At 60.7% G+C, this 14,533-nt stretch carries 16 protein-coding genes; 2 read left to right on the top strand and 14 right to left on the bottom strand.

What is annotated here, in order from left to right:
* Positions 1–69: 69 nt before the first annotated feature.
* Both AC1Q67_RS18040 and AC1Q67_RS18035 read right to left on the bottom strand, forming a co-directional pair.
* Positions 70–447, bottom strand: a complete 378-nt coding sequence (locus AC1Q67_RS18040; RefSeq protein WP_492236930.1) for a gamma-butyrobetaine hydroxylase family protein — start codon at positions 445–447, stop codon at positions 70–72.
* Complete coding sequence (locus AC1Q67_RS18035) at positions 444–683, bottom strand: sulfurtransferase TusA family protein (RefSeq protein ID WP_492236932.1); 240 nt, start codon at positions 681–683, stop codon at positions 444–446. Before AC1Q67_RS18035 ends, AC1Q67_RS18040 begins: the two co-directional genes overlap by 4 nt.
* Positions 684–876: 193 nt before the next feature.
* On the opposite strand from AC1Q67_RS18035, the gene AC1Q67_RS18030 reads away from it, so the two are divergent.
* Positions 877–1,032 (top strand): hypothetical protein, encoded by a 156-nt coding sequence (locus tag AC1Q67_RS18030; protein WP_492236933.1) that lies wholly within the window; start codon positions 877–879, stop codon positions 1,030–1,032.
* 4 nt (positions 1,033–1,036) lie between these two features.
* Here the strand turns inward: AC1Q67_RS18030 and AC1Q67_RS18025 are convergent, their stop codons facing one another.
* From AC1Q67_RS18025 to AC1Q67_RS17970, 12 genes are all read right to left on the bottom strand, one after another.
* Positions 1,037–2,293: a molybdopterin molybdotransferase MoeA gene (locus AC1Q67_RS18025; protein WP_492236934.1), complete on the bottom strand. Its 1,257-nt coding sequence runs from the start codon at positions 2,291–2,293 to the stop codon at positions 1,037–1,039.
* A 6-nt stretch (positions 2,294–2,299) separates the two neighbouring features.
* Complete coding sequence (gene mobB / locus AC1Q67_RS18020; protein WP_492236936.1) at positions 2,300–2,827, bottom strand: molybdopterin-guanine dinucleotide biosynthesis protein B; 528 nt, start codon at positions 2,825–2,827, stop codon at positions 2,300–2,302.
* Positions 2,828–2,909: 82 nt separating this feature from the next.
* Positions 2,910–3,920, bottom strand: a complete 1,011-nt coding sequence (locus AC1Q67_RS18015; RefSeq protein ID WP_492237168.1) for a formate dehydrogenase subunit gamma — start codon at positions 3,918–3,920, stop codon at positions 2,910–2,912.
* Positions 3,921–4,001: 81 nt separating this feature from the next.
* Positions 4,002–4,598 (bottom strand): formate dehydrogenase FDH3 subunit beta, encoded by a 597-nt coding sequence (gene fdh3B / locus AC1Q67_RS18010; protein WP_006019899.1) that lies wholly within the window; start codon positions 4,596–4,598, stop codon positions 4,002–4,004.
* A 14-nt stretch (positions 4,599–4,612) separates the two neighbouring features.
* Positions 4,613–7,579, bottom strand: a complete 2,967-nt coding sequence (locus AC1Q67_RS18005; protein ID WP_492236937.1) for a formate dehydrogenase subunit alpha — start codon at positions 7,577–7,579, stop codon at positions 4,613–4,615.
* 13 nt (positions 7,580–7,592) lie between these two features.
* The gene (locus AC1Q67_RS18000) at positions 7,593–7,823 is read right to left on the bottom strand and encodes a hypothetical protein (RefSeq protein ID WP_492236939.1); all 231 of its coding nucleotides are present in this window, start codon (positions 7,821–7,823) and stop codon (positions 7,593–7,595) included.
* A 41-nt stretch (positions 7,824–7,864) separates the two neighbouring features.
* Positions 7,865–8,653, bottom strand: coding sequence for a Cro/CI family transcriptional regulator (locus AC1Q67_RS17995; RefSeq protein WP_492236941.1), 789 nt, complete (start codon positions 8,651–8,653; stop codon positions 7,865–7,867).
* A gap of 112 nt (positions 8,654–8,765) precedes the next feature.
* On the bottom strand, positions 8,766–9,470 hold the full coding sequence (locus AC1Q67_RS17990; RefSeq protein ID WP_492236942.1) for a DUF3306 domain-containing protein: 705 nt from the start codon (positions 9,468–9,470) through the stop codon (positions 8,766–8,768).
* Positions 9,467–9,976, bottom strand: coding sequence for a DUF3305 domain-containing protein (locus AC1Q67_RS17985; RefSeq protein ID WP_492236944.1), 510 nt, complete (start codon positions 9,974–9,976; stop codon positions 9,467–9,469). The genes AC1Q67_RS17990 and AC1Q67_RS17985 overlap by 4 nt, the downstream gene beginning before the upstream one ends.
* 25 nt (positions 9,977–10,001) lie before the next feature.
* Positions 10,002–11,021 carry a DUF6352 family protein gene (locus AC1Q67_RS17980; protein ID WP_492236946.1) on the bottom strand — a complete coding sequence of 340 codons (1,020 nt, stop codon included), beginning with the start codon at positions 11,019–11,021 and terminating at the stop codon, positions 10,002–10,004.
* The gene (locus AC1Q67_RS17975) at positions 11,018–11,575 is read right to left on the bottom strand and encodes a DUF6505 family protein (RefSeq protein WP_492236948.1); all 558 of its coding nucleotides are present in this window, start codon (positions 11,573–11,575) and stop codon (positions 11,018–11,020) included. Before AC1Q67_RS17975 ends, AC1Q67_RS17980 begins: the two co-directional genes overlap by 4 nt.
* Positions 11,576–11,582: 7 nt before the next feature.
* On the bottom strand, positions 11,583–12,338 hold the full coding sequence (locus AC1Q67_RS17970) for a biotin/lipoate--protein ligase family protein (protein WP_492236949.1): 756 nt from the start codon (positions 12,336–12,338) through the stop codon (positions 11,583–11,585).
* A gap of 146 nt (positions 12,339–12,484) precedes the next feature.
* On the opposite strand from AC1Q67_RS17970, the gene AC1Q67_RS17965 reads away from it, so the two are divergent.
* Positions 12,485–14,524 carry a 4Fe-4S binding protein gene (locus AC1Q67_RS17965; protein WP_492236951.1) on the top strand — a complete coding sequence of 680 codons (2,040 nt, stop codon included), beginning with the start codon at positions 12,485–12,487 and terminating at the stop codon, positions 14,522–14,524.
* The last annotated feature ends 9 nt before the right edge of the window (positions 14,525–14,533 follow it).

Raw genomic sequence — 14,533 nt, 5'->3', positions numbered from 1 at the left:
TATGAAACGGAGTTCCGATGCGGGTTGCCCCGGGAACACCTCAAATCAGTATCCGGAAGCAGTAGATGGCTATCGAACGCCCGGTTTGTCGCGATTAAGGCCCTTCGCAGCCAGATCGTCGAGATAGCTTTGAAAGCGGAGATCGGCATTGGCCCCGAGATCATGCAGGAAGGCCCAGGAATAGATCCCGGTGTTGTGCATGTCGTCGAAACCGATTCTCACCGCATAGTTTCCGACGGGATCGACGGACAGGATGGCAACGCCGCGCTTGCCGCCAACCGTTTTCCGATCAGCCTCCGAATGGCCCTGCACTTCCGCAGACGGACTGGTCACGCGAAGCAGTTCAGCTGACAGACTGAAGGTCTGGCCGTCGTCGAATGCGATGCTCAGCGAGCGCCTGTCCTTGGCTAGCCGGATTTCCACCGGCCACGGGGTGGGCTCGCTCAAGCGACCGCCCCATCCGTCTTTTCGATCATGAACACGATGCGCTTTTCCGCGTGTTCAACGATCTCGACGCGATCACCGGTTTCCCGGATCAGGTTAGGAATGTCGATGACAGAGAGCGGATCAGTACAATGGACCTCCAACCGGTCGCCTGCGGTGAGGCCCCTTAGCGCCTTTCGCGTCTTTAGCACCGGCAACGGGCACTTAAGTCCAGTCAGATCGAGCTTGGTCATGGTCATGCTTCTCAATGGCGGAGGCTCGATCTGGCGTCAACGATGACGAGCGCCATCTCTCGCAGTGCATCATTTGGGCGGGTTTATTGCAGTTTTGCTTGATCCTGACGTGCGACGAAAGCGCGACAACAGGCAGCTTGCTTTGCCGGGTTCCGAAGCACAAAATGCAGCTGGAACAGGTGATTTGCTGGGGAATGTCATGAAAATCTTTATCGTCGCATTGGTTTTCGCAGGACTCTCCGCCGCTGCGGTGTCGATGCTCCTGAACAAGTTTCAGGAGCCCGGATATGTCGCGTTCACGACGAGCGGAGCGCGCGTCGGCGATCCCGGCCATAATCTGATCGGGCCGAGCTGAGCGCCTAAATCAGACTCCCGTAATCCAGAAAACCCACCGTCTGGCCGGGCTTTATTGACGTGACCTCTTCGCCGAGTTGAACGAGACCATCGGTATCGACCAGCGACGAAAGTAGCCCTGCCCCCTCGCGCGGAAATTTCACAGCCTCCAGCACGCCGTCGGCGGCCTTGCGCAGGCTGACCCGGACATATTCGCGGCGGCCGATTTTCTTGGCGTAGGCGAAAGCCGAGCGCACCGGCATCGGTACCGGACTCTTCTGCGCGGTACCGGCAAGAGCCAGAACCGTCGGGCGGACCACGTAGGTAAAGGTCACAAAACTCGCGACAGGATTTCCCGGCAATCCGATAAACGGCGTGCCGCCGATGACCCCCATCGCAACCGGGCGTCCCGGCTTGATCGCCATCCGCCACAGTACCAGCGTGCCTACGCTTTCGATTGCTGCCTTGACGTGATCCTCCTCCCCCGTGGACACGCCACCCGATGTGATGATCAGATCGTGACAAATAGCAGCCTCTTTCAACGCCGCTGCAAGTGTGATGCGATCGTCACGCAAGATGCCAAGATCGCTCACCTCGCAGCCGAGCCTCTGCAGCAGCGCCGTCAACATGAAGCGATTAGAGTCGAACAACTGCGCGGGAGCGCGTGGGGCGCCGGGCGAGACCACTTCGTTACCCGTCGAAAACACAGCGACCCGCAGCCGCCGCCTCACCTCAACGCGCGTCAATCCAAACGCTGCGATGAGCGCGATGTCCTGGGGACGCAGCCGCCGGCCCGCCGGCAACGCGGCATGACCTTCGGCGATATCCTCGCCCACAGGCCGCACGTTCGCTCCAGCCTTGAGGCCCGGCGGCAGCACAACCTTGCCCGCTTTATCAAGGCGCACGTCTTCCTGCATGAAGACGGTGTCCGCTGCCGCTGGCATCGGCGCGCCGGTGAAAATACGGATTGCCTCTCCCGCGGCTATCGAACCCGAAGCGAACGACCCCGCCTGGACGCGGCCGGACACCGGAAAGGCTTGCTCCTTGTCGCGCGGCAAATCGGCGCTGCGCACAGCGTAGCCATCGACTGCGGAATTGGTGAACGGCGGAAGCGGAAGCGGCGCTCTGATGTCGGCGCTGAGAATTCGGCCGTCGGCTTCGGTTAATGCCACCTGCTCCGTGCCCGCCACGACCTGAACGCGGCTCGCTATCATCGAAACGGCCTCATCGACCGACATCATCGGGCCGCCGAATGCGAAGCAATCGTCCGAAAGTTGTGCCATCGGCGATCAGGCTCCCGCAGCCTCATGGGCGAGCACATCCTCGATCCGCACCGCGGCCGCCCGCATGATGCGCGAGATCGCCGGAATGTCATCAAGGTGCGCGTACGGCAGAGCCGTATTCACCGCAATATCGGCGGCGATGCCGACAATCGTTGGGTCCTGGGGAAACATCAGCGGTTTGCCGTTCGCGGAGCGATGTATTTCGATCTTGGGATGGCGATCGGCCTTGAAGCCCTCGACGATCAGCAAATCCACGCGGGACATCTTTGCCAGCAAATCCGTCAAAGGCGGCTCCGGCTCGCCTCGCAGTTCGTGCATCAATGCCCAGCGGCGGCCCGAGGAAATCAGAACTTCGGTTGCACCTGCCTGCCGATGCAGCCACGAATCCTTGCCGGGAATGTCGACGTCGAAATTGCTATGGGCGTGCTTCATTGTCGAGACACGCAGGCCCTCAGCAATAAGGTGTGGAATCAAGCGGGTCAGCAGGGTCGTCTTGCCCGCGCCGCTCCATCCCGAAAGACCAATCACCTTCATACCCTGCTCCGAAACTCAAAAGGACTGCCCGGCCATGCCGGACAGTCCTTTATATAGGTATGAGCTTTATCGATAGATGGAATTATTCGGCCGGCATGGCCCGCGGGCTGCCGGTGTCAGGGGCGCGGCCCTTGGCCTGTTCTTCCTCAACCCAGAGCGAATGATGCTCCTTGGCCCAGTTGAGGTCCACCTCGCCAGTGCCCATAGCGTCGAACGCCCCTTCCATACCGACCGTGCCGATGTAAATGTGCGCCAGAATGCCCGCGATAAACAACACGGCGATGATCGCATGAATCACCGTCCAGAACTGCAACGCAGTCACATTAGCGGGGATATACGGAAACAGCATGAGCCAGCCCGATACCGACATCAGCAAGCCGCCGAGAATGACCATCCAGAAGATCCCCTTCTGGCCGGCATTGAAGCGCTTTGCCGGCGGGTGCTCGCCGTTCTTGAGGATGCCCCCACCCTTCCTGATCCAGACGAGATCGAGCTTCCCCGGGATGTTATCCTTGACCCAGATCAGGAACATGATCACGAGGCCAAGCATGAACGGGAATGCGAGATAGTTATGCGCGATCTTGCCCCACGCGGTCAGCGTGGAGAATGCTTCCGCTCCGAATATCGGAAGGATCAGTATGCGGCCGAAGCTGATATTCAGGCCCGACAGCGCCAGAATGATGAAGCAGCTCGCCGTCAGCCAATGAGTGAACCGTTCGAAGCTCGCAAAGCGAAGAATCTTGATGCCGGACAATCCATGTTCCACCCGGATGCGGCCGCGCACCATGAGAAAGATCGCGAGCAGCACCAGCATGCCAATGATCGCGACACCGCCAATGATGGGAAGCTTGTGGCGCTGGAAATCCCGCCAATCCTTTCCGGCGGGCTGAATCAGACTCCTTGCCATCGGATCAGGAATGGTGATCCGCCCGGTAATTTTGTCACCTTCCTTCAGCGCCTTGAGAAGCTGGTCTTCATGCACAGCGTCGGCGGTGGGCTTGAACGATAGCTGCGCTGCGGCTGGCTGAGCCAGCACAAATAGCAGCGCGACGGCGGCACATATGGCCTTAAGGGTTGAGAGCGAGATCGACATCGGCACGACCTTCCAGTTTTCAATCAAGAACAACTTCGGACACGTTGTCCGAAGGCCGCTGGGGGCCTTCGGAGCTGCGCCCTAGCCTGTCGGTGAGTCGCTGTAGGCTGTCTTCCAGCCCCACATGCCCGAACCATAGCCGCGCTTCATCACGCGTTCCTTGTAGATCTCGGCAATGATGGCGCCATCGCCGGCCAGCAACGACTTGGTCGAACACATCTCGGCGCAGATCGGCAGCTTGCCCTGGGCAAGACGGTTGGCGCCGTACTTGGCGTATTCGGCCGGCGAGTTATCGGCTTCCGGACCACCCGCACAGTAGGTGCACTTGTCCATCTTGCCGCGCGAGCCGAAGTTTCCGACCTTTGGATACTGAGGCGCGCCGAACGGGCACGCGTAGAAGCAATATCCGCAACCGATGCAGAGATCCTTCGAGTGAAGGACCACGCCGTCTGCCGTGGTGTAGAAGCACGACACCGGGCAGACCGCGGCGCAAGGTGCGTCGGTGCAATGCATACAGGCCATGGAGACCGAGCGCTCACCGGGCTTGCCGTCATTAATGGTAACGACGCGGCGGCGGTTGATGCCCCAAGGGACTTCATGCTCGTTTTTGCAGGCGGTCACGCAGGCGTTGCACTCAATGCAACGGTCGGCATCACAAAGAAATTTGACGCGAGCCATTGGTTATTCTCCTCTCACGCCGATTGAATCTGGCACAGGGTCACCTTGCCCTCGTGCATACCTGTGACCGGGTCGTAGCCGTACGATGTGATCGTGTTCACGCTTTCGCCGAGCACGATCGGATCCGCACCCTTCGGATATTTCGAGCGCTGATCGACGCCCTGGAACCAGCCGGAGAAGTGGAAGGGCATGAACGCCACGCCCTTGCCGACGCGATCTGTGACGAGCGCCTTCATGCGCGCCTTCGATCCGTTTTCCGGTCCGGTAACCCAGACCCAGCCGCCATCCTTGATGCCGCGCTCGGCCGCGTCGGACGTGTTTACTTCAACGAACATGTCCTGCTGCAATTCGGCGAGCCACCGGTTCGACCGTGTTTCTTCGCCGCCGCCTTCATACTCCACGAGGCGTCCGGAGGTGAGGATGATCGGGAATTGCTTGGCAAGTCCCTTGTCCACTGCCGCCTTCTGAATCGAGAAGCCGAGGTTGGCCATGCGGAACTGACGCCCGTCGGGCCGCGTCGGATATTTCGCGACCAGCTCAGGCCGCGCCGTGTAGATCGGTTCGCGGTGAACCGGCACCGGGTCCGGCAGATTCCACGCCACCGCGCGGGCCTTGCCGTTGCCATACGCCATCACACCGTGCTCCAGCGTGACGCGGATGATGCCGCCGGACAAATCGACCGCCCAGCCCACGCCGTCCGGATTGTTGCCGCCGATCTTGTTGATGGTGGCGAGTTCGGCCTCGGTGAGATCCTTGTCCCAGCCGAGCTTCTTAAGCACGCCATAGGTGAATTCGGGATAACCATCGGTCAACTCCGAGCCCAAGCTATAGGAGCCTTCGGCCAGAAGATTGACGTTCTTCACCGAACCATCGGGTTGCTTCTCCTCGTACACCACACCGAAGCGCGCACGGAATGTGCCGCCACCATCCTTCACATGAAGGTTCGTGTTGTAGAGAGTATGCGTTCCCGGGTGCTTGATCTGGGGCGTGCCCCAGCACGGCCACGGCAGACCGTAATAGTCGCCGCCGACTTCGGGCTCGTCTTTCTTGGCGCGCAGCGTGACCAGGTCGAATTTGCCCTGGTTCTTCATGTGCGCTTTCAGCCGTTCCGGCGACTGGCCGGAATAACCGGTTGAGAAACCGCCACGATTGATTTCGCGCAGAAGGTCTTCAGGAACCGGGCGGTTGTTCTCCACCTTGATGTTCTTGAACATCAGATCGGCGAAGCCAAGCTTCTTCGAAAGCCGATAGATAATCTCGTAGTCATCCTTCGACTCGAAGATCGGCTTGACGATCTGTTCACCCCACTGCAGCGAACGATTGGATGCCGTGCGCGAGCCCGATGTCTCGAACTGCGTGCAGGCCGGCAGCAGGTAGGTGCCGTTCTTGCGTTCCGAGATCGCGGCGAACGTCGTCGGGTGCGGATCGGCGACCACGAGCAATTCGAGCGCTTCAAGGCCCTTCACCATTTCGGTCATGCGGGGGATGGTGTTGCCACCATGACCCATGATGAACACGCCCTTCACGGTATCCCGCTGATCGACGTCATCCGGTTTGGCAAGCGTCGCATCGAACCAGCGGGTCCACGGAATGCCCGGCAATTCCATGTTCTGCTTGCGCGTGCGGGCCGGACGGCCGGCCTTTGCCGGCACTTCGTCGAAACGCGCCTGCAAGTAATCGTAATCGACTTCCCAGACACGGGCCCAATGCTTCCATGCGCCTTCGACGAGACCGTAATAAAGCGGCAACGACGTGATATCGAGGCCGATATCGGTCGCGCCCTGCACGTTGCAGTGGCCGCGGAAGATGTTTGCGCCGGTCCCGTAAGAGCCGACGTTGCCGGTCGCGAGCAAAAGATTGCAGTAGGCGCGGACGTTGGCAGTGCCGACGGTGTGCTGCGTGCCGCCCATGCACCAGATGAACGTAGACGGCTTCTGTTTGGCGAACGTCTCGGCGACCTTCTTCAATTGCTCGCCGGGAATACCGCTGACGCGCTCGACTTCTTCCGGTGTCCATTTGGCAACTTCGGCGCGGATCTGATCCATGCCGTAAACGCGCTGGGCGATGAACTGCTTGTCTTCCCAGCCGTTGTTGAAGATGTGGTGCAGCATGCCCCAGATCACCGCAATGTCGGTACCGCCGCGGAATCTCACATACTCGGTCGCATGCGCTGCCGTGCGCGTGAACCGCGGATCGAGCACGAAGACGTTGGCGCGGTTGATTTCCTTGCCCGTCAGAATGTGCTGAAGCGAAACTGGATGCGCTTCGGCAGCATTCGATCCCATGAAGATGATGGTCTTCGAATTACGGATATCGTTGTAGGAGTTCGTCATCGCGCCATAGCCCCAGGTGTTTGCAACACCCGCGACCGTGGTCGAGTGACAGATGCGCGCCTGGTGGTCGATCGAATTGGTGCCCCAGAACGCCGCGAACTTGCGGAACAGGTAGCCGCCTTCGTTGGAGAACTTCGCCGATCCAAGCAGGTAGACCGAGTCGGCGCCGGACTTGGCGCGGATCTCGAGCATCTTGTCGCCGATCTCGTTGATGGCCTGATCCCATTCGATCTTCTGCCACTCGCCGTTGACCAGCTTCATCGGATACTTCAGGCGGCGATCGCCGTGCACCAGCTCGCGCACCGACGCACCCTTTGCGCAGTGCGATCCGCGATTGATCGGACTATCCCAGGCCGGTTCCTGACCGACCCAAACGCCGTTCTGCACTTCGGCGATGACCGTGCATCCGACCGAACAATGCGTGCAGATGTTCTTTTTGATCTCCGTCGGCGCACCGACGATTTTCGGCCCGGCCTGCGCCTTGCGCACCGATCCGAGTGGCATCAATCCGATAGCTGCGCCAGCGCCCGCAACGAGGCCTGAGCGGCGCAGGAAGGTTCGGCGATCGAGAACACCGGATGCGAGGCCCGCGGCAATGCCCTGCAAGCGCGCGCGGCCGGCGATTCCTTCTTTTCTCTTGATCAACATGTGCGTGCTTCCATCAATAACGGTTGACGCGATAGTAGTTTTTGACGTCCGGCGAATCGGCCTTGTAGCGAGCCTTGACGCGCTCGGCCTGCGACTCGTCCGCTTCCGCCTCGGTTGCCAGCGGCACAGCGGTAGCGGCCGCAGCGACGACGGATCCGCCCATCATGAAGAAGCGGCGACGATCCAGGCCCTTCGCATCCTGTGGCTTCTCGCGGGACACCTTGCTCTTGGACGGTTTGCTCATCGCGGTCTCCTTCCAGTCAATTTCCACAGCGGGATTTCACGTCACTCTGAAAGCGTGAAAGCCTCTGATTCCAATTCCATGAAGATGCGGCCGACGCGCCCGACAGCGCGATAGAACTTGACCGATTGCGAAATCTCGAGATCGGCGAACATCCGCGCGGCCCATGGCTTTAGATGCCGCTCGAAGAACCGCGCCTGCGCCGCGAAGTCCGTGTCGAAGTCGCCGCGCGCAAGACCGGCCATGACCTCGAGCAGAATTGCGATGTGATCTTCCGGCTCACGCGCCGGTCCAGCGCGCTCAATTCCCAGGACATCGAAATCTTCACGGACGCGCGCGAGCGGCCGCTCGTGCAGGAAGCCCGTGAGATAATACGAGGCATAGGGCAGCAACTCGCCTCGTCCCAATCCGATAAACAGATCGAAAAATTCCTTGGCGACAGCGCGCTCGTCGAAAGCCATCGCAACTGCGGCGAGTTCGATGTGCGCCATGCCGAGATCGGACGCGTCGCCTTTGAGCATCGCGACCTTGGACAACGTGTCAGCGGTGGGCGCCTTGCCCAGCAGCAACGACAACAAGCCGTACTCCGCGGCGCGAAGCTGATCGATTTCGTCGATCTCTGATTTCGCTGACATATGATCCCCGGCTGATCCGTAGAGGTCGGGGCGGAGAACGAAGCGGGGGACCTGTGTCAGAGACTCAACAGCGAGAACTCTCTCAGCCGGAATACGCGACCATGCCGAAACCGAAGGCTGTGCAATTCCAATGGCCCTCGCCAGGGAGGCGACGCCGCCTGCTGCCTTGATGGCCTGCTCTAATCCCGCGTCCCGCATGGTACGAACCGAGTTCCCCCACCCGTGCCTTCAAATCAGGCATCTGTCTTACTGGAATTATTCTAGTTCCAATTAGTACCATAGGTTCGTCCTATGCCTCAAAAACTTTTGTCTAAATCCTTGGTTTTGCAGAACCATGTCGACGCGACGGATGTTGCGACGCATTAGATCTGATTTCGTCGACAGCTTGCACAATCTCAATCCGGTCCTGCTCAGTTTGCTTGAAATCAGCGGCAACAGGCGTCGTGGTCGACGACGGGGCAGACACTCTCACCTGTTGGAGTGGCAGATCCGCTTCTGAATTTTGCAGCGCAATACCGGAATCGCCGCTCGCAGCGGCGGGTGCGTCACTATGAGGCAGGGTATCCGACGATTGCTGAGCGCTGGATGATTCCCCGCCCATGATCTGCAAAACCATTTTCGAGATATCAGTGCCGGCCGCGATCTCGCTGCTTCCCGGCACACCTCCCGGCGTGTTCCAGTCATACGCGTAATCCAACGCCGGATTGACGTAATTCCGGATCGCAGGATCCAGCGCCCAGGATTTACGTAAAGCCGCATTTCGCAAACTCTCGGGCACGCCCTTGCGCAGGAAGCCGGTTATGTCGGTGGTTTCCGTGATGTCTTCCAGCTTCGGCAAGCTCGAGAGATCAAACTCCTCATCGGCATCGCCTTCAACAACTGGCGCGGGCGCAGCATCAGCCTCTTCAGCCGATCTTTCAGCCGCGCCGTCGGTCTCTGGCTGCTTCGCAGCCTGTTTGCGCTGCGACCAGCGTGAAAGGAAACTCTTCTCGGTATCCTTCTCGTCCTGACTCATGCGCCGTCCTTACGTTCGCCGGATGGATCATCGCCGCGCCTGCGATCGATATTTGCCCGATCGCGCTTGCGCTTGTGGAATACCTGCTCAACGTGAAACTCATCGACGAAAGCAGCAATCCACGCCGCGATTTCCGGTGGCATCGGCACGGTGCCGATCACATCGGTGCCGCTTTCGAACATCGCCTCGCCTTCAGTCGGATCGGCCGTGACCTTGGTCAGTTCGAGTTCCGGTCCGCCATCCTGACGCCGCAGCGCGACCCATATGCGGGGCGACCCGTCAGCGAGATTGTCGCGGTAATTGGTCGTCTCAGCGCTGAACAGGTCGATAAATGCGGCACCAGCGTAATACAGCGTCGCACCCTCCTCCTGCGACAAGACTGTCCAGGGAGCTGTGGCAGGCACATTCTCGAGAATGGTTACAGGCGACCACATGTGGTCGATCCATGGATTCTCGATGGTGCGGCGACGAAGCACCACGCCGACTTCACGGGACGCTTCAGTCATGTCTGAACCTCCCGTTACCGGTGAATCACGCAACATTCGCCGCTGGCGCAAGGGGCAATCCCGCAACAAGATTCTGCGGCTTTAGGCGCACCACCTTGTCCGCGCCCATCGCCAGGATGAGATAAACCGGCTTGTTGCCGACGCGTTCATCCACGAACCGCGAATCCTCAAATGTCATACGCATCAGCGCCACGATCCGCTCGGCGGCATCTGCTCCTGGCGTATCTCCATTCCACAGCGCGTTGCCGATCCGGGTTCCCTCGCTGTCGAGCCCGACGAACCAGCGCCAGTCGCGGTCCTCGATAGACGCGACCGGCTCCACTTTCACAGCGACACCCAGAAGATGGGCGATCCAGCGTTCGATCACCCGGCAGAGCGCATCGCGCGCCTTCGGGTTGCCGCCCAGATTCATGACCATCGCATGCGCATCGGATCGCGACCAATAGGTCCATGCATTTTCGTCATCCATGACGTCCATCTCGCCGAAGGCCTGCGGCTGGAGCATGGCGGTCAACGGAGAGGTATGAAGATCATGCTGTGCATGATGCTGCGCCTCAACGACTTCGGCATCAGCAAGCAGCAGTGCGCCATTGTGAACCGTGGCTTTCTGGCTTCGATAGAACAATTCGGCCGCGCGCAACACATAGGGATCTTCGCAGCCTTCAAGTGCGTTGCGCAGGATCAGATGAGATAGCTGCGACAGAAAGATCGGCGGCAGATCGCCGGCGCCCTTGCGCGCCAGCGCCACATACACGGCCTCCAGCGATGGCGCCGCCATCAACCGATCGCGAAACGCCGTCATGAACGTCCAGTTTTCGCGGGCGTCAGCGTCGACCAGTGCGGCAATGTCGGCTTTCGATACCGGCCGAAGCGGGTCTGCCAGCAGGCTTGCATGCAGGCTCCGCTCGGCGGCGCATGCATCATCGGGCGGCATCAGTTCTGGCCGCGCCAGATACGCCATGATCAATTCCGGCGTCGCAATCAGCCCGCCATGATCGGCCCGGCGCGTAAGATGATGGCCTGAAGCAACCCAGAATTCTCTCATGTCCGGTCCGTCTTTGTGAGCCCAAGAAGATCGACTTCCTCGGCCGGTTCGTCACCTTCGACCTCATGAAAGGTAAAGGCGCTTGCATGGGTGTGCAATCGATCCTCGCCCGGTTCGATCGCGCGCGGCTTCAGCGTCCGAAAGCGCTCGCGGATTTCTCCGTTCTCCACACTCCGGTGCACGGCCAGCAAAGTTTGTGGCGGATGATCGCAAAGCGAAGCCGCAAACGCGACTTCTTCTTCCGCTGCGGCGCGCGCGGCCTCAATGTCCGGTGCTCCGTATTTTTCCATCAGTTGCCCTGCAAGCTGATCGACCACACCCTGCCGTTCGGCTTCGGTGGCCTCAGTTACGACGGCAAGCGTCGACCAGCCGAGACTATTGACCCCGAGAAAACCGGAACGCAGAGCCACCCGTTGCTTCTGTCCGAGGGTCGCGGGATCGCCGTCCCAGAACACGAACGCACCGGACACCGCCCATTCACCGGGCTCGGCGGCACGCTCGAACACAAATGTGTCCGAGGGGTCAAGCCTGATGGTGCGTGGCAACTTAAGCATGTAAGCCTCACGCCAGTTTCGGGGCGCGGTATTCAGGGTCATACCATGCGACCTTGGCCAGCCCATCGAGCAGGCTGTCACGCTCCGGCGGATTTTTCGCGGAGGTACTGCGAAGCAGATCGCCATTGACGTCGATTCCGCGCCTCTGGCCGGCCGCGTGCGGCGTAAGCCGCTCCAGATAATCCCGCGCAATCGGCTCGAAACCTCGCTCGTTCCATCGATCGAACGCCGTCATGAGATGGCGGGCAAAGCTGCCGACGATCGCCTCTGTCTCGACCATCTCGAACCCTTCGTTGAGCAGGGCAACACCGCCCGCCGCAACGGTTTCCTCAACATGAGCCATGTCCGCGGCGCGCAGAATGACGCCGAATACAAGCCAATCCGGAACGTCATCTTCGCGGCAGGTCTTCGGCCAGCCAAGCCGCCCACCGCCCAGCACGCCGCCATCGAACAGGATCGTATCCGGCCAAGTGAACTGTACCTCCCGCTCCGGCGGGCAATGCACCGCGATAGCGTCCCCGATCGCATTCATCCCGGCGAAGAACGCCCGGCGCGCCGACACCAGCGGCTCGTCCGGCTCGAGCACGACGGCGAACTCGACCAGGTCGTAGCGCCGGACCCAGACCAACGTTCCCGCGCCGGCTTCGGATGCAATAGTGCAGCCGTGCGCAAACGCATCGCCATACTCGCGAAGCGATACGAGTGTATACCCCGGAGGCAGATCGAGCGGCTGTTCCGCTTGCGCCGTGCGCGAAACCATCATCGTAGAAAATTTCCCTAAGCTCTTTGTATTTGGGCAGTCTATGCTATTCCGGTCAAGCCGCCGGGCGCTTGCGCGAGCCGTCATCTCGGCACCATATGGTTGAAATAGCCACTCTGAGCAGACGCCAAGGGTCAAGGTTGCAGATCATGAACAGCGCAAAGTCCCGCCTTCTGGTTTGCAGTTGCGAAAAGAGCATGCCGCTCGATGCGCAGGCAATCGGGCGCGGGTGCGCGGCGCACATGACACAGGCCAACCAGCTCTGCGGTCTGGACCTCGCCCAGTTCAAGGCGGCGCTCGCTGAAGGCCAAGCGATCACGGTCGCGTGTACGCAGGAAGCGCCACTGTTCAAGGAAGTCGCTGAGGAATTTCCCGACATTCCCCTTACCTTCGTGAATATCCGCGAAACCGGCGGATGGTCGAAGGATGCCGCGGCGGCTGGGCCGAAAGCCGCGGCGCTGATCGCCGCTGCTTCGGAAGAAATGCCGCCGATCTCGCTGGTCACGCTGGAAAGCGGCGGGGTCGCGCTGATTTACGGCCATGACGATGTTGCCATCGATGCGGCCAGGCGCCTCGCGGATCGCCTCGACATCACCGTCATTCTCACCAAACCCGGCGATATCACGCCGCGTGCTGTTAACGAATTTCCGGTACTCAAAGGCACGATCCGCAATGCGCGCGGATACCTTGGAAATTTCGAACTCTCCATCGACGACTACGCTTTGCCGGCTCCCTCCTCACGGAGCAAGCTGCTGTTCGGCGTCTCGCGCGACGGAGCGACTTCAACCTGCGATCTCATCCTCGATCTCAGCGGCGGCCTGCCGCTATTTCCGGCGCATGATCTGCGGCCCGGCTATCTGCGCGCCGATCCGCGCGACCGCGCCGCCGTTGAGCGCGCGATTGCGGAAGCCGGTAACCTTGTCGGCACGTTCGATAAACCGCGCTTCATACACTTCGAAGAATCACTCTGCGCGCATTCGCGCTCCAACATCACGGGCTGCACGCGCTGCCTCGATCTGTGCCCAACCGGCGCGATCACACCGAACGGCAACGCCGTCGCGATCGATCCCAATATCTGCGCCGGATGCGGCTCCTGCGCTTCAGCCTGCCCGACCGGCGCTGCATCCTATGCGCTCCCCAGCGCCGATGCACTGATGCGTCGCCTGCGCACGTTGCTGCAAACCTATCGCAAAGGAGGTGGCGAACACGCTGTTGTACTCTTTCATGACGGCGACCACGGCGAGCCCCTGATCGATGCGCTGGCGCGATTTGGCGACGGCTTGCCAGCTAACGTGCTTCCGGTTCGCGTCAACGAAGTCACGCAGCTCGGACCGGAATCCCTCGCAGCGGTCTTCGCCTATGGCGGCACGGGCGCCGCGCTCCTGATGCGCGCGCAGCCCCGGCACGAAACGGCCGGACTGCGGCGCGCAGCCGATATGTCAGGGATGATCGCCGCTGCGCTCGGCTTCGGCGGCGGCCTCGTCCGCGTTCTGGAAACCGACGATCCCGATCAGTTGCGCGCGATGCTCGACGCGATGCCGCATGGCGTTGCTTCATTGAATCCCGCGACCCTCATTCCGCGCGGCGCCAAGCGCGGCGTGCTGGAGACCATTTTCCGGGAGCTGCATCTCGCGGCCCCTGCTCCCGTCGATGTCGTTCCGCTCGCGGCCGGCGCGCCATTCGGCACCGTTCAGTTGAATGTCGAAGGCTGCACGCTCTGCCATGCCTGCGTCACCGCGTGCCCGACCAACGCGCTTTCCGACAATCCGGACCGGGCGATGCTGCGCTTCACCGAAAGCCTCTGCGTTCAGTGCGGGCTTTGCGAAGCAACATGTCCCGAGAAGGTTATCACACTAGAGCCGCGGCTCGATTTCCAGGCGTGGAATGCACCACTGCGCGTACTGAAAGAAGAAGAACCATTCCACTGCATCGCCTGCGGCACGCCGTTCGGCACCAGGAGCTCGATCGAGCGCGTGCTATCGAAGTTGCAGGAAAAGCACTGGATGTTCGAAGGCCCCAACGCGCGGCGGCTCGACGTCATCAAGATGTGCGCGGACTGCCGGGTCGAGGCTGTCGTCAATGAGAGTTTCGATCCCCATGCCGCACCGCAACGGCCGCCCGTGATGTCCACCGAGGATTATCTGCGCGCGCGGGAAAACAAGAAGAACGATCCTTTCGGATCGCAATGAACCGGGCGC

Source organism: Afipia sp. GW823-FHT06G09, from assembly GCF_058794875.1.
The sequence above is the reverse complement of the archived record's forward strand: the minus strand, read 5'-3'. Positions and strand labels throughout refer to the sequence as shown.